At 71.1% G+C, this 17,883-nt stretch carries 12 protein-coding genes and 1 pseudogene; 5 read left to right on the top strand and 8 right to left on the bottom strand.

Translation table 11 applies throughout. The annotated features are described in order from the left end of the window. The first annotated feature begins 39 nt into the window (after window positions 1–39). On the top strand, window positions 40–519 hold the full coding sequence (locus ACIA77_RS16325; protein ID WP_395886694.1) for an Rv3235 family protein: 480 nt from the start codon (window positions 40–42) through the stop codon (window positions 517–519). Window positions 520–1,053: 534 nt separating this feature from the next. On the opposite strand, the gene ACIA77_RS16320 is transcribed toward ACIA77_RS16325, so the two are convergent. The 8 genes from ACIA77_RS16320 to ACIA77_RS16285 all read right to left on the bottom strand — a co-directional run bounded on the left by ACIA77_RS16320 (window position 1,054) and on the right by ACIA77_RS16285 (window position 12,228). After that, window positions 1,054–2,259 (bottom strand): cytochrome P450, encoded by a 1,206-nt coding sequence (locus tag ACIA77_RS16320; RefSeq protein ID WP_395886693.1) that lies wholly within the window; start codon window positions 2,257–2,259, stop codon window positions 1,054–1,056. 61 nt (window positions 2,260–2,320) lie between these two features. Beyond that, window positions 2,321–5,236, bottom strand: a complete 2,916-nt coding sequence (gene secA / locus ACIA77_RS16315; RefSeq protein WP_395886692.1) for a preprotein translocase subunit SecA — start codon at window positions 5,234–5,236, stop codon at window positions 2,321–2,323. Between the two features lie 239 nt (window positions 5,237–5,475). Then, window positions 5,476–6,177, bottom strand: coding sequence for a ribosome hibernation-promoting factor, HPF/YfiA family (hpf, locus tag ACIA77_RS16310; RefSeq protein ID WP_395886691.1), 702 nt, complete (start codon window positions 6,175–6,177; stop codon window positions 5,476–5,478). A gap of 611 nt (window positions 6,178–6,788) precedes the next feature. Continuing rightward, a complete protein-coding gene (locus tag ACIA77_RS16305) occupies window positions 6,789–7,499 on the bottom strand; it encodes a ComF family protein (RefSeq protein ID WP_395886690.1) in 711 nt (236 codons plus the stop codon). Between the two features lie 89 nt (window positions 7,500–7,588). Next, window positions 7,589–9,343, bottom strand: a complete 1,755-nt coding sequence (locus ACIA77_RS16300; RefSeq protein ID WP_395886689.1) for an LpqB family beta-propeller domain-containing protein — start codon at window positions 9,341–9,343, stop codon at window positions 7,589–7,591. After that, complete coding sequence (gene mtrB, locus ACIA77_RS16295) at window positions 9,340–11,112, bottom strand: MtrAB system histidine kinase MtrB (protein WP_395886688.1); 1,773 nt, start codon at window positions 11,110–11,112, stop codon at window positions 9,340–9,342. Before mtrB ends, ACIA77_RS16300 begins: the two co-directional genes overlap by 4 nt. Before the next feature lie 7 nt (window positions 11,113–11,119). Further along, window positions 11,120–11,797 carry an MtrAB system response regulator MtrA gene (mtrA, locus tag ACIA77_RS16290; protein WP_204093576.1) on the bottom strand — a complete coding sequence of 226 codons (678 nt, stop codon included), beginning with the start codon at window positions 11,795–11,797 and terminating at the stop codon, window positions 11,120–11,122. Window positions 11,798–11,898: 101 nt separating this feature from the next. After that, entirely contained in the window at window positions 11,899–12,228 is a 330-nt protein-coding gene (locus tag ACIA77_RS16285) for a bifunctional 3-phenylpropionate/cinnamic acid dioxygenase ferredoxin subunit (protein ID WP_395886687.1), read from the bottom strand. 164 nt (window positions 12,229–12,392) lie between these two features. Here ACIA77_RS16285 and ACIA77_RS16280 point away from each other — a divergent pair, with 164 nt between their 5' ends. From ACIA77_RS16280 to ACIA77_RS16265, 4 genes and pseudogenes are all read left to right on the top strand, one after another. Further along, window positions 12,393–13,178 carry an IclR family transcriptional regulator gene (locus tag ACIA77_RS16280; protein ID WP_395886686.1) on the top strand — a complete coding sequence of 262 codons (786 nt, stop codon included), beginning with the start codon at window positions 12,393–12,395 and terminating at the stop codon, window positions 13,176–13,178. A gap of 218 nt (window positions 13,179–13,396) precedes the next feature. Beyond that, complete coding sequence (locus ACIA77_RS16275; protein ID WP_395886685.1) at window positions 13,397–15,823, top strand: FAD-dependent oxidoreductase; 2,427 nt, start codon at window positions 13,397–13,399, stop codon at window positions 15,821–15,823. After that, window positions 15,820–16,992, top strand: a complete 1,173-nt coding sequence (gene solA, locus ACIA77_RS16270) for an N-methyl-L-tryptophan oxidase (RefSeq protein ID WP_395886684.1) — start codon at window positions 15,820–15,822, stop codon at window positions 16,990–16,992. The genes ACIA77_RS16275 and solA overlap by 4 nt, the downstream gene beginning before the upstream one ends. A gap of 25 nt (window positions 16,993–17,017) precedes the next feature. After that, window positions 17,018–17,750: pseudogene (locus ACIA77_RS16265) on the top strand (IS5 family transposase). Window positions 17,751–17,883: the final 133 nt, after the last annotated feature.

Raw genomic sequence — 17,883 nt, 5'->3', positions numbered from 1 at the left:
TACGGGCAGCGGATCGTCCGCGTTTCAGGGGAGGAACACATGACGACCCACGAACTCCGGGGGCTGACCACCGGCGAACCCGCCGCCCACCGCGCACCGCACCGGTCCTCGCGACCACCGGTGCGCGACGTGCCGGCCGCGGGCCACCGCGTGCTGCAACTGCTGGGGCCGCCGTCGGAACGCCACCTCGCGCAACGGCTGAACGCCATCCTCGAAGTCCTCGCCGGCCTGCGCGCGGCCACGCAGATCCAGCCACTGGTCGACCCGGCGCTCTTCGCGCGCCTGCTGGCCCACGGCCGGTTACCCGGCCCCCACCACCGCATCGGCACCCTCCACCTGTGCCACCCCACGGACACCGCACTGGAAGCCTCGACGACCATCCAGAGCGGCCCGCGGGTCCTGGCCCTGGCGGCGCGGTTCGAGCGGAATCGCACCGGGTGGGTGTGCACGCGGTTCCACCTGCTGGCGCCGCGGACCGGGCCGTTGCGCATGGTGAACCAGCGGCCGTCGGCTGCTTGACGGTTCGGGGTCGCTGGGTCGTCGGGACGGGTGTCCCGACGGCCGGGTCACGGCGTCAGCAGGTCGGGCCGTGCGGACGGTTGAGGTGCGAGCGGGCCGTTCGCGCTTGAACTCCGGCACGGTTCGGGGATGCGCGGTCCGTTCGCGCACGAAATCGCGAGCCACATCGCGAGGCTGCGGTGACGACCGCGGCTGCTGCGTGCGAACGATCCCTTCGCGCTCCGCCGACCCCGATGGTCGAGGCGCTCGGACAGTGGTGGCGTCCGAGGAAAACGCAGCGGCGGCGCGATCGGCCACCGCTCCGCGCATCAGCAATTGGCGACTGCGGCATGGCTCGGCGCGAGAGGTCCCCTCGCGCCGAACCGTGCCGCGTCGACTGGACTCCTGGCGAACGGTCGACGTCCGCCGCCGTGGGTGACGACCGCGGCTGCTGCGTGCGAACGGTCCCTTCGCGCCCAGCAGCTGCTCCGAGCCGCCATGACCAGACACGGTTGAGGTGCGAGCGGGCCGTTCGCGTCTCAACCCGAGCGGGCGTCAGCGGACGGAGACCGGGAGTTTCGACAGGCCGCGCATCGTGGTGGTCGGGTTCCAGGATGGGGTGTCGGTGAGGGTGAGGGAGGGCGTGTGGGCCGCGAGGGCGCGCAGGGCGGTGCGGCCTTCGAGGCGGGCGAGGGGCGCGCCGAGGCAGAAGTGGATGCCCTGCCCGAACGCGAGGTGGCGGGTGGGTTCCCGGGTGGGGTCGAAGGTGTCCGGGGACGGGTGGGTGGCCGGGTCGCGGTTGGCGGCGCCGATGAGGACGATGGCCTGGGTGCCGGCCGGGACCGGGAGCGCGCCGACGGTGGTGGGGCGGAGGGCGACGCGGCTGGTGAGCTGCACCGGGGAGTCGTAGCGCAGGACTTCTTCGACGGCGGTCTCGGCCGCCGAGCCGTCGGGGCCCAGCGACGCCAGACCGTGGTGGCGCAGGAGTGCGAGCACGCCGTTGCCGATGAGGTTCGTGGTGGTTTCGTGGCCGGCCACAAGGAGCAGCGTCAGCGTGACCAGCAGCTCGGCCTCGGTGAGCTTGTCGCCCTGGTCGGTGACGGCGACGAGGTTCGAGAGGAGGTCTTCGCCGGGTGCGCGGCGCCGTTCGGCGGCCAGGAGGCGGAAGTAGGCGTTGAACTCGCGGCCCGCGACGGCGGCCTCCGCCAGCACGGAGTCGGCGACCAGGAACGCCGGGTCGAGCGCGCGGGCCAGGGCGTGCGACCACTCGGCGAAGCGCGACCGGTCGGCCATCGGGACACCCAGCAGCTCGCTGATCACCTCGACCGGCAGCGGCGCGGCCAGCGCGGTCATCAGGTCGGCCGTGCCCGCGTCGAGCAGTTCGGAGATCAGCCGCGCCGTGATGGCCTCGACGCGCGGGCGCAGTTGCTCGATCGTGCGCGGCGTGAAGGCCTTCGACACGAGGCGCCGCAGGCGGGTGTGGTCGGGCGGGTTCAGGCCGAGGAACGAGACCACCGGGCGGCCCTCGTCGTCGACGAGGTCGTCGGGGTGGCGGTCCGCGGGCGGGAGGACCTCGGGCCGCGGATGGCCGAACGCGGGGTCGCGCACGACGGCCGTGGCCTCGGCCAGGCCGCTGACCACGAGGAACCCGGGCGCGAGCTCGGCGACGGGCGCCTGCTCGCGCCAGCTCCGGTAGAGGGGGTACGGGTCCGCCTTGTGCTCCGCGGCGAACAGCTGCGTGAAGGTCTCCACGTCCGGCATCGGCTCCCCCTCGAAAAAGAAAGCGGGCCGCCGGAGATCCGACGGCCCGCTCAGGCCTGCGTCAGCGACGCGGGCCCTTCTTGTCCTTCTTCTGCTGGGCGCGCTCGGCGGCCCGGCGCTCACGCCGCGTGCTGCCGCCGGCCGCGGCGCCCGCGGTCTCGTTCGACGCGCTGTCCGAATGCGACTCGACGCCACCGCCCTCGGCCGGGCCCGACATCGTCAGTCCGGATTGGACACCCCCGCCGGTTCCCTTGCCGCGCAACGCGGACGGCACGGAATCGGTGTCGGTCGTCGGCGGCTGCGGCGGGGTCGGGCGGGAGTGGCGGCCGCCGTCTTCGCCGAACGAAGCCGCCGCGGCGGCCGTGGCCGACGTGACGCCGGCGGGCAGCGCCGACGGGTCCGGCTGCGGCGCGGGCTCCGGCTCGGCGCGCTCGACCTGCAGGTTGAACAGGAAGCCGACGGCCTCCTCCTTCAGCGAATCGAGCATCGCGCGGAACATGTCGAAGCCTTCGCGCTGGTACTCGATCAGCGGGTCGCGCTGCGCGAGCGCCCGCATGCCGATGCCCTCCTTGAGGTAGTCCATCTCGTAGAGGTGCTCGCGCCACTTGCGGTCCAGCACGGTCAGCATCACCTGGCGCTCGAGGCGGCGCATCGCGCCCTCCTCGCCCACCAGCTCGTCGATCTCGCCCTCGCGGCGGTTGTACGCGTCGATCGCGTCGTTGACCAGCGCGTTGCGCAGGCCCTCCGCGTCGAGGTCGCCGTCCTCCACCAGGTCGTCCCAGTTCAGGCTCACCGGGTACAGCGTCTTGAGGGCGGTCCACAGCTGGTCGTGGTCCCAGTCCTCGGCGTAGCCCTCGGAGGTGGCGCCGTCGACGTACGCGCCGACCACGTCGACGGTCATGTGCTCGACCTGTTCGCGCAGGTCCTCGCCCTCGAGCACGCGGTGGCGCTCGGCGTAGATCACCTTGCGCTGCTCGTTCATGACCTCGTCGTACTTGAGGACGTTCTTGCGCGTCTCCATGTTGAGCTGCTCGACCTGCGTCTGCGCGCTCTTGATCGCCTTGGAGACCATCCGGTGCTCGATCGGCACGTCGTCGGGCAGGCGCATGGTCGTCATCACGCGCTCGACCATCACGGCGTTGAAGCGGCGCATCAGGTCGTCGCCCAGCGACAGGTAGAACCGCGACTCGCCCGGGTCACCCTGGCGGCCGGAGCGGCCGCGCAGCTGGTTGTCGATGCGGCGCGACTCGTGGCGCTCGGTGCCGAGCACGTAGAGCCCGCCGGCCTCGATGACCTGCTCGGCCTCTTCCTTCGCGCTGGCCTTGATGTCCTCGAGCACCTTCGGCCACGCGGCCTCGTACTCGTCGGAGTTCTCGACCGGGTCGAGGCCCTGCTCGCGCAGCTCCTGGTCGGCGATGATGTCCGGGTTGCCGCCCAGCACGATGTCGGTACCGCGACCGGCCATGTTCGTGGCGACCGTGACGGCGCCCAGCTTGCCGGCGCGCGCGACGATCAGCGCCTCCCGGCCGTGGTACTTCGCGTTCAGCACCTCGTGCGGCACACCCAGCTTCAGCAGCAGCTTCGAGAGGTGCTCGGACTTCTCGACGCTCGTCGTGCCGACCAGCACCGGCTGGCCCTTCTCGTGCCGCTCGGCGATGTCCTCGGCGACGGCCTCGAACTTGGCCTGCTCCGTCTTGTAGATCAGGTCGGCGCGGTCGGCGCGGATCATCGGCCGGTTCGTCGGGATCGGCACCACACCCAGCTTGTAGGTCTGGTGGAACTCCGCGGCCTCGGTTTCGGCCGTACCGGTCATGCCGGAGAGCTTGGAGTACAGGCGGAAGTAGTTCTGCAGCGTGATCGTGGCGAGCGTCTGGTTCTCGGCCTTGATCTCGACCTTCTCCTTGGCCTCGATCGCCTGGTGCATGCCCTCGTTGTAGCGGCGGCCCACCAGGATGCGGCCGGTGAACTCGTCGACGATCATGACTTCACCGTCGCGGACGATGTAGTCCTTGTCCTTGTTGTAGAGCTCCTTGGCCTTCAACGCGTTGTTCAGGTACCCGACCAGCGGCGTGTTCGCGGCCTCGTACAGGTTCTCGATGCCCAGCTGGTCCTCGACGAACCGCACACCCTTCTCGGTGACGGCGACGGTGCGCTTGCGGACGTCGATCTCGTAGTGGTACTTCGAGTTGATCAGGTTGGCCTTCTCGACGCGCTCGCGCGAGCCCATCGTGGTGGTGTCGATGCCCTGCATCAGCGGCCCGAGGCGGGCGAACTCCACGTACCAGCGCGACGACTGGTCCGCCGGGCCCGAGATGATCAGCGGCGTGCGCGCCTCGTCGATGAGGATCGAGTCGACCTCGTCGACGATGGCGAAGTTGTGCCCGCGCTGCACGCACTCGTCGAGCGACCACGTCATGTTGTCGCGCAGGTAGTCGAAGCCGAACTCGTTGTTGGTGCCGTACGTGACGTCCGCGTTGTAGTGCTTGCGGCGCTCCTGCGGATCCTGCTCGGCGAGGATGACGCCGACCTCGAGCCCGAGGAAGCGGTGGATGCGGCCCATCCACTCGGCGTCGCGCTTGGCGAGGTAGTCGTTGGTGGTGACGACGTGGACACCGTCGCCGGAGAGCGCGTTGAGGTAGGCCGGGAGCACACACGTGAGGGTCTTGCCCTCACCGGTCTTCATCTCGGCGACCTGGCCGAGGTGCAGCGCGGCACCGCCCATGATCTGGACGTCGTAGGGCCGCTGGCCGAGCACCCGCTTGGCGGCCTCGCGGGCGACCGCGTACGCCTCCGGAAGCAGTTCGTCCAGCGTCTCGCCCTTGCCGTACCGCTCCTTGAACTCGCCGGTCTTCGCCTGCAGTTCGGCGTCCGACAGGTCCTTCACGTCGTCTTCGAGGGTGTTGACGTGATCGGCGATGTTGCGCAGCCGCTTCACCATCTTGCCCTCACCCGCGCGGAGCAGGCGGTTCAGCACCATCCGGTCGACCTCACTAGCTGATCATGATCGCACCCGAGCCGGTCCCGGGCTTGTGGGCACGGCGCGCACGGGTAGCGCGGCGCCGCCGTCTCACCACATCGTAGGGAACACGGAGTGGTCCGCGCACGCACGTGCGCGCAGCAGGTCACGAGAGGCCCCTCCGGACCCTACTCCCGGCACGCGGGTGGCCCGCACGCGAGCGCGTGCGGGCCACCGGTGGCATCGGTCGATCGTCGGGGTCAGCCGAGCCGGATCACGCCGTAGTCGAAGCCCTTCCGCCGGTACACGACACTCGGCCGACCGGACTCTGAGTCGTTGAAGAGGTAGAAATCGTGGCCGACCAGCTCCATCTCGTAGAGAGCCTGATCCACCGTCATGGGGTCCGCGTCGTGCTTCTTCTCGCGGACGACTCGGCCGGGCTGGTAACCCAGGTCTTCGTCTTCCCAGCGCTTCTGCTGGGGCAAGGTGATCTCACCGGAGCTCACCGCGGCGTAACCGTCGATCGGTTGTGCGGTGTCCGCGGCGGGTGCGTCCAGCACCGCCGTGCTCGCGGTGGGACGGGCGACGGAGTCCGGCGTACCGCCGGCCATCGCCATCGAGGTCGCCTCGGCGACCGACTCCGGGCGGCTGCGCCCGTAGTGCACGCGCCGCCGGTCGTGCGTCCGCCTCAGCCGGTTCTCCAGCTTGGTGACGGCGGAGTCGAGCGCTGCGTAGAAGTCGGCGGCGCACGCTTCGGCACGCACGGCCGGACCACGGCCCTTCCCGGTGATCTCGACCCGCTGGCAGCTCTTGGCCTGCCTGCGGTTCGGCTCGTGGAACAGCTCCACGTCGTACCGGATGACCTTCTTGTCGTAGCGCTCGAGACGGGCCAGCTTTTCGCTGACAAGTGCCCGGTAGTGGTCGGGCACCTCCACGTTGCGGCCCTTAACTACGATGTCCATACACGACCTCCCTCGCTGAGATGACTGCGAGCTGTTGTGTTGACACGGCGCCGGTAGTGCGGGGACGGAGCCCGGAATCGCGGGCTGAGAAGAGCTCGGGGGCCGGTCACGACGTCTCGTGGCGGATGCTCGAGCGCGGACTCAGCGCGCCTCCGGCGCCAGGGACATGGGCTGCACACCTCCCTGCCTGCGGGGATTGCTGATAGCGGAGCACGTTAGCTTCATCACGCCGCTTACAACAGCCCCCGGGCCGGGGGATGTCACGATTCGGGAATCCATTACTGCCCGAAGCAAAACGCTCGTGTACAGCCCGATTTCCCACCTCTGACGGCCCAGCGCGCGCCGGTGATTTTCACGCGGACGGCGCAACGCGTCAGTGGCCTGGAAGCCGAGAGTCACCGCCCGGGGAGCCGCGGCCGCCACCCCGGTGGAGTGGGCCGCCGCGGGTGTGAATCCGAGCTTCGCCCTCATGCCCGGACAACGGCCGGCAGCAGTGGGGCGTTCCCCGCAACGTCACTCTTGTAGGTGACATTTGGTCACTCTGCGGCGAGGTGGGTGACGACGATCCCGGCTGGCAGCCGCGGATTTCGGGGTTCCGCTGAGCGAGACGGTCACCCGGCGGCGAGCAAGGCGAGCACCACGGAGACCGTGATTCCGGCGCCGGTCAGGGCGTGGAGGCAGGCGGCGGCCGTGGCCCCCGTGGTGATCACGTCGTCGAGAACGACCACGCGGGTGCCGGGCGGTGGCCGGCCGGCGGGGACGAACCGCAAGCGGCCGGACAGGTTGGCGATGCGCTGGGTGCGGGTGAGGCCGACGGCGTCGCGGGCGCCCCTGAGGGCGAGGGCCGGCGCGACCATCGCCTCGGCGCCCGCGGCGGCGAGGCGACGGGCGGCGGATTCGGCCAGCAGTTGCACGTGCGGCCCGCCGCGCAGCCGGGAAGCCGAGCGGCGGCTGGGTGCCGGGACGAGACACCACGGCCGGGGATCGGTCGCCGGGGAACGATCAGGCGGATCAGTCGGATCGGTCGACGGCCCCGCCGGCGAACGAGGCGGGCCGGAACCGCGGAGTCCGAGCAACGCCACGGCGATCGCCCGGCCGAGGGCGGGCGCGAGGTCTCGCCGGCCGCGTTCCTTGTAGGCGATCAACAAGCGTTTGGCAGTTCCCCGATAGGGCGCGAGGGCGTAGACGGGCGCGAGGCCGGCGACCGGGGCGCGGACCACCTCCCTGAGCGACCCCCACACCTGTGAGCAGCCGGCGCAGCAGGGGGCGCCACGCGTGCCGCAGCCGGCGCAGCAGGCGGGGACGAGCAGATCGAGCACCATGACCGAGAGTGTGCACCCCGGCACCGACAGTTTTCGGGCCCAGCCGGCCTCGCAAGGAGGAAACCCAGGCCACGCACGGAAAACGGGACTCAGCCCGGGTAGAACGGGCTCGCGTTGGCCATCGAATGGGGCTGCGGGCGCCACACCTCGCCGAGTTCGGTCGCGTTCCACAGGCCGCCCGCGTCGGCGACGACGATCGGGCGGCTGGGGGCCGCGGTGACCGCGCGGACGGGAGCCGTGAGGTTCGAGCCGTTGAACGCGTCCATGCGGCGCCCGTCCACCGAAACCCGCTGCACGGGCTGGGAAGTCGACGACGTGGCGACCACCAGGGTGTCCGCAGTGGACCCCCAGTCGACGTCCACGACGTTGGCCAGCTCGCCCGGCTGCAGGACGCGCGGTTCCCGCAGGGTCACGGTGTCTCCGTTGCGCACGACCGCCGCGACGACGAGCTGGCCGTTGACGATGGCGGCGACGCGGGACCCGTCACGGGACAGCCGGAGCGCGTCGATGGTCGGGGTGCCGTCGCCGAGGGCGACCAGGTCGTTGGCGTTGACGCTCTGGCGCAGCCAGTGGCCGTTCGGGTCGAGGACCATGCGGGCGATGATCGAGTGGTCGACGACCGTCCACACTTCACCCGAGGGGCCCCCGCCGCTCTGGGCGGGGCGCCACGTCGGCCGGCTCAGCGAGCCGCCGCTGAGGTCCACCAGGGGCAGGTCGTGGCCGAGGTCGCCGACGCGCAGGCTCACGCGGTCGCCGTCCTTCTCGACGACGGCCAGCCGCTTGCCGTCGATGGACTGCGCCGCGCTGACCACTCCGTAGGCCCCGTCGCCGGCCGGACCGGGCACGGGGGCGCCGTCGCCGAGGGAGCGGACGCGGCCGTCGACCGTCATGAGGCCGAGCAGGTCCGAGCTGGGCGACGAGGCGGAGCTGTAGGAGGGCACGTCGCTGCTGCGCCAGTACTCCTGGCCGCGCACCAGCGGCGCGCCGTCGGCGAGCAGGCGGATGCGCGTGGACGTGACGGTCTGCATCGACAGCACGATCTGCGCCGCGATCAGCTTTCTCGTGTCCGGACTCGCGCCGGTCAGGCCGGACAGCTGCACGAGCAGCGATCCGTCGTCGTTGTTCTTGACGTTCGTCTCGAGCGTCACCTGGTCGCCGAGCAGGTTCTTCACCGCCCCGGCGAGCCCGGCCGACGGACCCTGCAGGACCAGGTCCATCACGCGCCCGGGCAGACCCGATTGCGGTTTCGCCGGCACGTACCGCAAGTCGGGCACGAACGTGCCGGAGTCCGGCGAGTAGAAGCTCACGGCGACGCGGATGTAGTTCGCGTCGAAGTCGTCGTCGGTCACCAGCAACGTCGGCGGCGGTGACGAGATCCGCCACTGCCCGCTGGGCTGCTTGCGCACCTGGATCGACTGCTCCAGCGGGCCCGACCCCGGGATGAACGCGCTGTCGGGGCTCAGCGTGCCGAGCGTGTACCCGCGCAGCGAAACCGTGCGCACGTTCGGGTCGGGCGGCGTCGACGTCGTCGCGGCCGGTGTCTCGTAGACCGTGCTGAACGTGTTGTCGATGATCGTGATCGACCGGCTCGGCTTCCACGTGCCCCGCTGCTGGTCGCCGAGGAACGCGCGCGCGGCCGCGTTGGTCGAGCGCGGGTCCGCGTTGGCCCGGACGAAATCCCGCACCAGCGAAAGCGGGTCGGTGTCGTTGAGGGGTTCCGGCGCGTCGTTGGCCGGCGGCGCGGGGGTGTCCGCGGACACGACGAGCGGCTGCGACTCCAGCGGCACGTTCGCGCACCCGGCGAGCAGCAGCAGGCAAGCCAGCGCCACGAGCACGCGCTTCACCGGCCGACCTCCTCGCGGTCGGTGTCGCGGTCGGCGAAGATCGCGTCCGGCGCCGGCTGCACCTCGAGCACCGACGACGGCGACAGCGTGATCTCCGGTGCGGCGTCGGGCGGTGGCAGCAGCAGGGGGTTCTCCTCGATCGGCACGTTCTGGCGGCGGGGCAGCACGAGCCGGAAGCACGCGCCGTGGCCCAGTTCCCCCCAGGCGTCGAGGACACCGCCGTGCAGGCGCGCGTCCTCCTGGCTGATCGCGAGCCCGAGCCCGGTGCCGCCGGTGCGGCGGTTGCGCGACGGGTCCGCTCGCCAGAACCGGTTGAACACCAGCTCGGCCTCACCCGTGCGCAGGCCCACGCCGTGGTCGCGCACCGTGATCGCGACCGCCGTCTCGTTGACCGCGACCGTCAGCTGCACGGGTTTGCCCTCGCTGTGGTCGACGGCGTTGCCCAGCAGGTTGCGCAGGATCCGCTCCACGCGCCGCGCGTCGACCTCGGCGGAGGCGTCCTCGTCGGGCAGGTTCAGCTCCACGACGCTGCCCGCCGTGCCCGCGATGACGCGGACCTGCTCGACGGCGCGCGTCGCGATGGGCCGCACGTCGATGTACTCGGCCGACAGCTCCTCGACGCCCGCGTCGAGGCGGCTGATCTCCAGCAGGTCGCCGAGCAGCGCCTCGAAGCGGTCGAGCTCGTCGACCAGCAGCTCAGTGGACCGCGCGAGGCCGGCGGGGAACTGCTCGCGCGAGGCGTGCAGCACGTCGGCGGCCATGCGGACGGTGGTGAGCGGCGTGCGCAGCTCGTGGGAGACGTCGGAGGTGAACCGGCGCTGCAGGCCGCCGAACTCCTCGAGCTGGCGGATCTGGCGCTGGATGCTCGCGGCCATGCCGTTGTACGACACGGCGAGCTTCGCCAGGTCGTCCTCCCCGACCACCGCCAAGCGCTGGTCGAGGTCGCCGCCCGCGAACTGCTCGGCCGCCGCGGCCGCCTGCCGGACGGGCCGCACCACCTGCCGGACCACGAGGTTCGTGATGCCCGCGAGGAGCAGCAGCAGGACGAGCCCGCCGACGAGCAGCGTGTTCTGCACCGTCGACACGGTGTTCTGCTCGCTGGTCAGCGGGAACAGCAAGTACAGCTGCAGCGGGCTCGCCACGGAGTTCAGCGGCGTGCCCACGATGAGGTACGTGGTGCTCACGCCGTTCTCGACCACGGTGTGCTCCACGCGCGCGAGCTTGTCGCCCTCCACGAACTGGCGCAGCCGCACCGGCACGGACGTGAACGGCCCGACGAACACCGGGTCGGAGTCCGCCTGGTCTCGTCCGACGCTCGCGAGCACTGGTTCGAACGTGCCCGCCGTGGACCCCGTCGGGGACGCCGACGTGGTGGAGATCTTCTTGAGCGCGTTCTCCAGGCGCGTGTGCAACGCGTCGGGCGATTCGCCGCCGACCCCCACGAGCTCGCGCGCCGCCGTGTCCGCCAGCGCCTGCGTCTGCTCGACCGCGGCTTTTCGCTTGGTGTCCAGCAGCCGCTCGGTGATCTGGTTCTGCAGCACCATGCCCAGCACGAAGACCACAGCCGCCGACAGAGCGAGCGTCGAGATCGTCACGCGGAACTGCAGCGAGTGGCGCCACAGGTCGTTGAACGCCACCACCCGGCGGCGCGTGAAGGCCACGACGCGCCGCACGAGGTGCGCCGTGGCTCGGGCGAAAGCCGTCAGCCGTCCCACCTTCGGGTCACTTCTCGTCCCGGCGGGTGGGCCGGCGTCGGCAGACGCGGTCATCGGCCCATCACGGCGGGCCGGCCTTGTAACCGACGCCGCGCACCGTCAACACCACCTCGGGGTGCTCCGGATCCTTCTCGACCTTCGACCGCAGCCGCTGGACGTGGACGTTCACCAGCCGGGTGTCGGCCGCGTGGCGGTAACCCCACACCTGCTCGAGCAGCACCTCGCGGGTGAAGACCTGGCGCGGCTTGCGGGCCAGTGCCACCAGCAGGTCGAACTCGAGCGGCGTGAGCGGGATGGCCTTGCCCTCGCGGGTGACCTCGTGTCCCGGCACGTCGATGGCCAGGTCGCCGATGGTCAGCGACTCGGCGGGCTCGGCCTCCGTGCGGCGCAGGCGCGCGCGCACGCGGGCGACGAGCTCCTTCGGCTTGAAGGGCTTGACCACGTAGTCGTCGGCGCCGGACTCGAGGCCCAGCACGATGTCCACGGTGTCGCTCTTGGCGGTGAGCATCACGATCGGCACACCCGACTCGCCGCGGATCGCCTTGCAGACGTCGATGCCGTTCATGCCGGGCAGCATCAGGTCCAGCAGGACCAGGTCCGGCTTGAGCTCACGCAGCGCGGGCAGCGCGCGCGAACCGTCCGCGACCACCGCAGTGTCGAACCCCTCGCCCCGGAGCACGATGGTGAGCATCTCCGCGAGCGCGGGGTCGTCGTCGACCACCAAGACACGTGCCTTCATGAGCACATGTTCGCACTATCCGCGCCGCCCGCGAGCACGACCCGCGCGTTTGACCTCCAGAAAGATCAAGATCGTACGGGTCCGCTGCTCCATCCGGCCGCCTACGCGGCACCTTCACCGGCGACGGCGGGCAGCGGTGCGTCGACGAAGACCGCACCGTCGGTGACCACGACCGCGTAGGTCCGCAGAGGGTCCTTCGCGGGCAGGCACGACGGCACTCCGGTGCGCAGGTCGAACTGGGCCGCGTGCAGCGGGCACTCCACGAAACAGCCTTCGAGCCAGCCGTCGGCGAGCGAGGCGTCCTGGTGCGTGCAGGTGTCGTCGACGGCGTAGAACCCGGTCTCGGTGTGGAAGACCGCGATCGGGGTCGGGCCGTCGAGGCGGACGGACTCGCCCTCGGGCAGATCGGCGACGGCGCAGGCACGGATCATCGGAGCCTCCGGGAACGGGTCACGGGAACCGGATTCGGTTCGTTAATGTTGCGCATTACGCGTTGATGTGCACTGTGCGCAACAGTGCGGCTCAGTCACCCCCGCCGTCAAGGGATTCGCCCGCTCAGCCGAAAAGATCGTCCGGGAGCGGTTAGTGTTGCGCTATGCGGAACCAGGACTCGGGCAACGCAACGGGAACGCAAGTTCAGTCGGTCGACCGCGCGATCAGCGTGCTGGAACTGCTCGCGCGCAACGGCGAATCGGGGATCACGGAGATCGCCGGTGAGCTCGGCGTGCACAAGTCGACGGCGTCCCGGCTGCTGAGTGTCCTGGAAGCCCACGGGCTCGTCGAGCAGCTGGGCGAACGCGGCAAGTACGCGATCGGGTTCGGCGTCGTCCGCCTCGCCGGTGCCGCCACCGGTCGCATGGACCTGGCGAAACTCGGCCGCCAGACCTGCCAGACCCTGGCCGAGGAGCTGGGCGAGACCGTGAACATCGCGATCGCCGACGACGGCGTGGCCATCAACATCAGCCAGGCCCGCGGGTCGGCGGCCATCACCACGCAGAACTGGACCGGGCAGCGCACGCCGCTGCACGCCACCTCCAGCGGCAAGGTGCTGCTGGCCGCGATGGACGAGGGCGACCGCAAGCGCGCGCTCGGCCACGGCCTCGAGCAGTACACGCAGCGCACGGTGGTGGACCCCGAGGAGCTCGAATCCGAGGTCGAGCGCGTCGCCGAAGACGGGTACGCCGCCTGTTTCGAGGAGCTGGAGCTCGGCATGCACGCCGTCGCGGTGCCGATCCGCGGGCCGGGCGGCGAAGTCGTCGCGGCGATGAGCGCCTCGGGGCCCTCGTACCGGTTGTCGAAGCAGCGGATCAAGCAGATCGTGCGGCCGATGACCGACGCGGCCACGGAACTTTCGGCGCAGCTGGGCTACTTCACCAGCTGAGACTCCCCCGGCGTCGGATCGCTTGTGCCGACACCCGCGTTACGCGCATCACCTGGCCGGGCGCAAGCAAAAGCCGCTTTCCGACGCGGTCTTGACACGCGCTCCACGATCGCGCACTTTGTTGCTGAAGACGGAACACCATCCCCCATCCGCAACCTGGCCCGCCCCGGCGGGTTCTTCGGCGTGCCTGCGTCCCAGCCAGGCCAGGAGGTACCGCGATGGCAGCTCGGCCCCGGGTGGTCGTCATCGGTGCGGGCGTCGTCGGCTGCGCGCTGGCCGACGAGCTGACCGAACGCGGCTGGACGGACGTCACCGTGCTGGAGATGGGGCCGCTCTTCGCCACCGGCGGGTCGACGTCGCACGCACCGGGCCTGGTGTTCCAGACCACCGCGGACCGCACGCTGACGGAGTTCGCGAAGTACACCGTCGCCAAGTACGCCACCCTGACGCACGCGGGCCGGTGGTGCTTCCAGCCCGTCGGCGGCCTGGAGATCGCTACGACGCCGGAGCGGCTCGCGGACCTCAAGCGCCGGCACGGCTGGGCGACCGCGTCGGGCGTGCGCGGTTACCTGCGCTCGCCCGCGGAGTGCGCCGAACTGCACCCGCTGCTCGACCCGGCGAAGGTGCTCGGCGGCTTCCACACGCCGGGCGACGGCGTGGCGAAACCGCTGCGTGCGGCCGAAGCCCAGGCCCGCCGCGCGGCTGAGCGCGGGGCGAAGTTCCTGGCCCGCCAACGGGTCACGGCGATCGAGCGCAGCGCCGGGCGTGTAACCGGCGTGGTCACCGAAACCGACCGCTTCCGCGCCGATGTGGTGGTGTCGTGCGCCGGTGTGTGGGGACCGCTCGTCGGGCGGCTCGTGGACCTCGTCGTGCCGCTGGTGCCGATGGCGCACCAGTACGCGCGCACCACCCCGCTGCCGGTGCTCGCCGGGGACAACGACGACTTCACCGAGGCCGGCAAGCCGATCCTGCGCCACCAGGACGCCGGCCTGTACTTCCGCGAGCACGTCGACCGCCTCGGCATCGGCAGCCACGCGCACCGGCCGATGCCGGTCGAGCCCGCTTACCTCGGCGGCTCCGCGGAGCTGCCCTTCACCGCGGCCGACTTCGCGGAGTCCTGGACCGCGGCCGCCGACCTGCTGCCCGCGCTGGCCGACGCGAAGGTCGAGATGGGCGTGAACGGCCTGTTCGCCGTGACCCCCGACGGCAGGCCGCTGCTCGGCGAGCACCCGGATCTCGACGGGTTCTGGGTCGCCGGGGCCGTGGGACTCGCGTACTCCGCCGGGGCCGCCCGGGAGCTGGCGCGCTGGCTCGTCGACGGGCAGCCGCGGCTCGACCTGCACACGTGCGATCTCGCGCGGTTCGAACAGGTGCAGCTCGCGCCCGGCCACGTGCACGCGCGCAGCTGCCGCACCTACGCCGAGGTGGCCGACGTCGTGCACCCGCTGCAGCCCACGGGTGAGCCGCGCGCGGTGCGCACGTCGCCGTTCCACGAGCGCCACGCGGAACTCGGTGCGGTGTGCCTCGAAGCCGGCGGCTGGGAGCGGCCACAGTGGTTCAGCGCCAACGACAACCTGCCGGAAGTCGACCGCGTGCCGCCGCGCACGGGCTGGGCCGCGCGGCACTGGTCCCCGATCGTGGGCGCCGAAGCGCTGGCCGCCCGCGGGCGCGTGGCGATGTTCGACCTGACGCCGTTGAACCGACTGGCGGTCACCGGTCCCGGCGCGCTGCCGTTCCTGCAGACCATGACCACCAACGACCTAGCGAAGCCACCCGGCGCCGTCGCGTACACGCTGCTGCTCGGCGAAGACGGCGGGGTGCGCAGCGACCTCACGGTGGCGCGGCTGGGCGCCGAACGGTTCCAGGTCGGCGTCAACGGCGCCCTCGACGTCGACTGGCTGCGCCGCCACCTGCCCGGCGACGGGGCGGTGCAGATCCACGAGACCACGGCGGGCACGTGCTGCATCGGGCTCTGGGGACCGCTCGCGCGGCGCGTGCTGCAGCCACTGTCCACAACGGACTTCTCGCACGACGCGATGGGCTGCTACACCGCGAAACACGCGTACGTCGGCAACGTGCCCGTGATCGCGCTGCGCGTGTCCGCCGTTGGCGAGCTCGGCTGGGAGCTGCACACGAGCGCGGACCTCGGCCGCCTGCTGTGGGACACGCTGTGGGAAGCCGGGCGGCCGCACGGGATCATCGCCGCCGGGCGCGCGGCGCTCACGAGCATGCGGCTGGAGAAGGGCTACCGCGAGTGGGGCACCGACCTCACGGCCGAGCACGACCCGTACGAAGCCGGGCTCGGGTTCGCGGTCCGCACGGACAAGGGCTACTTCCTGGGCCGCGACGCGCTGCGCGGCCGTTCCGAAGCCACCGTCGGGCGGAAGCTGACCTGCCTCGTCGCCGAAGGCCTGGTGCTGGGCAAGGAACCCGTGTACTTCCAGGGCCGCCCGGCCGGGTACGTCACGAGCGCGGCGTACGGCTACACGGTCGGCGAGAACATCGCGTACGCCTGGCTCCCCGTGGAGTGCGCGAAACCTGGTACACCGGTGGAGATCGAGTACTTCGGCGAACGGGTCCCCGCGGTCGTGGCCGCGCAACCGCTGTTCGACGCCGAGCTGACCCGGCTGAGGAGCGCCGCTTGACGCACTACGACGTGATCGTGATCGGACTCGGCGGCATGGGCAGCGCCGCGGCCTACCGGCTCGCGCAACGCGGACAACGGGTCCTCGGACTGGACCAGTTCGCGCCCGTGCACAACCTCGGCTCGAGCCACGGCGGCTCGCGCATCACGCGCCAGGCCTACCTCGAAGGCCCCGACTACGTGCCGTTGCTGCTGCGCGCGCACGAGCTGTGGGCCGAGCTGGAACACGACACGGGCCGGCACCTGTTCACGCGCTGCGGCGGGCTGATGGCCGGGCCGCCGGACTCGCGCACGATCACCGGCAGCGTGCTCTCGGCCGAGAAGTTCGACATCCCGCACGAGCTGCTGGACGCGGCCGACATCCGCCGCCGCTTCCCGACGATGGCCCCGCGCCGTGACGAAGTGGCGCTCTACGAACCCGGCGCCGGGTTCGTGTCGCCGGAGGGCAGCGTCGCCGCGCACCTGCAGCTGGCCGCGAGGCACGGTGCCGAATTGCACCACGAGGAGCAGGTGTTCACGTGGAGCACGTCAGAATCCGGGGTGCGCGTGGGCACCGCGTCGAGCTACTACACGGCCGACCGGCTGGTGCTGTGCCCGGGCGCGTGGGCGCCGCACCTGCTGACCGGGCTCGGGGTCGAGTTCGAGGTGCAGCGGCAGGTGCAGTACTGGTTCGACCCGGCCGACGCCGCGCCGTTCGCGGCCGAGCGGCACCCGGTCTACCTGTGGGAGACCGAGGAGGGCGAACAGTTCTACGGCTTCCCCGCGCACACACCGCAGGGCGTGAAGGTGGCTTCGCACATCGCCGGCACCCCGTGCGCGCCCGACACGATCGACCGGACCGTGCACGAGGACGAGGTGCGCCACCTCGCGGACGTCGTGGGTTCGCGCCTGCCGACGCTGCCCGCGCGGTTCCGCCGCGCGGTGACCTGCCTGTACACGAACACGCCCGACGAGCACTTCGTGATCGCGCCGCACCCGGCGCACCCGCGCGTGGTCGTGGCGTGCGGGTTTTCCGGGCACGGCTTCAAGTTCGTGCCCGTCGTCGGGGAGATCCTGGCCGACTTGGTCGTCGACGGGACGACCGCGCACCCGATCGCGCTGTTCGACCCGGCGCGGTTCGCCGACCCGGCGCCGGCCCAGCCGGCGCCGGCCGAACCGCTCGGGCCCTAGCGCTTGTCCTGTGAGTGGTTGAGTTGTGGGTCTGGTAGTTGTGCGCGGTGGTTGGTCGGGTGAGCTGACGGACAAGGCGTGGGCGGTGATCGAGCCGTTGCTGCCGCAGCGGGGCGGCGACCGGCGATGGCGGGAGCACCGTCAGGTGATCAACGCGATCCTGTGGAAACTGCGCACCGGCGCCCCGTGGCGTGCCCTGCCCGAACGCTATGGACCCTGAAAACTGCGCATGAACGGCTGCGGCTGTGGACCAAGGACGGCACGTGGAGCCGGATCCTCGACCGGGTGATCGTCAAAGACGACGCCGTCGGCGACCTCGACTGGATCGTCTCGGTCGACTCCAGCGTTTTTCCGGGCCCACCAACACTCCGCCGGGCCCGGAAAAAGAGGGATGCAGCGACGGAAGCGAAGCCGTCGCACTCGACGGGGAAGGACTCGGCCGATCCCGCGGCGGGCTGAGCACCAAGATCCACCTCGCCGTCGACGGCCGCGGCCTGCCGATGCGGTTCCTGCTGACCCCGGGCCAGACCGGCGACAACCCGCAGCGCAATGACCAGACCGCCCGCAGCGCGGCGAAAGGCTCCCGCGGCGGGCGACCACCGGCCTTCAACGCCCACGTCTACAGGCAGCGCAACGTGGTCGAACGCTGCTTCAACCGGCTCGACCAGTTCCGGGACCTGGCCACCCGCAACGCCCAACGCACCGCCTACTACCAGGCCGAACTCACCATCGCCACCATCATCCTCTGGCTCCGATGACTTACAGGACAGCACCTAGCTTGAGTTTTAACCTGTTCGGCGGGGTCGTGGGTTGCTCGACTTGGTGTTCTTGCCGTGCTGGGATTTTCGGGTGTTCGTGCTGGTGATGGTATAGACGTCGTGGCGTGACGCG

It is taken from the genome of Amycolatopsis sp. NPDC051903 (assembly GCF_044452505.1).
Lineage (GTDB): Bacteria > Actinomycetota > Actinomycetes > Mycobacteriales > Pseudonocardiaceae > Amycolatopsis.
The sequence above is the reverse complement of the archived record's forward strand: the minus strand, read 5'-3'. Positions and strand labels throughout refer to the sequence as shown.

Excerpts from the sequence above, each read along its gene's own strand:
- ACIA77_RS16325 (WP_395886694.1), top strand. The coding sequence starts at position 40 with ATGACGACCCACGAACTCCGGGGGCTGACCACCGGCGAACCCGCCGCC.
- ACIA77_RS16320 (WP_395886693.1), bottom strand. The coding sequence starts at position 2,259 with ATGCCGGACGTGGAGACCTTCACGCAGCTGTTCGCCGCGGAGCACAAG.
- secA (WP_395886692.1), bottom strand. The coding sequence starts at position 5,236 with ATGGTGCTGAACCGCCTGCTCCGCGCGGGTGAGGGCAAGATGGTGAAG.
- hpf (WP_395886691.1), bottom strand. The coding sequence starts at position 6,177 with ATGGACATCGTAGTTAAGGGCCGCAACGTGGAGGTGCCCGACCACTAC.
- ACIA77_RS16305 (WP_395886690.1), bottom strand. The coding sequence starts at position 7,499 with ATGGTGCTCGATCTGCTCGTCCCCGCCTGCTGCGCCGGCTGCGGCACG.
- mtrB (WP_395886688.1), bottom strand. The coding sequence starts at position 11,112 with ATGACCGCGTCTGCCGACGCCGGCCCACCCGCCGGGACGAGAAGTGAC.
- mtrA (WP_204093576.1), bottom strand. The coding sequence starts at position 11,797 with ATGAAGGCACGTGTCTTGGTGGTCGACGACGACCCCGCGCTCGCGGAG.
- ACIA77_RS16285 (WP_395886687.1), bottom strand. The coding sequence starts at position 12,228 with ATGATCCGTGCCTGCGCCGTCGCCGATCTGCCCGAGGGCGAGTCCGTC.
- ACIA77_RS16280 (WP_395886686.1), top strand. The coding sequence starts at position 12,393 with ATGCGGAACCAGGACTCGGGCAACGCAACGGGAACGCAAGTTCAGTCG.
- ACIA77_RS16275 (WP_395886685.1), top strand. The coding sequence starts at position 13,397 with ATGGCAGCTCGGCCCCGGGTGGTCGTCATCGGTGCGGGCGTCGTCGGC.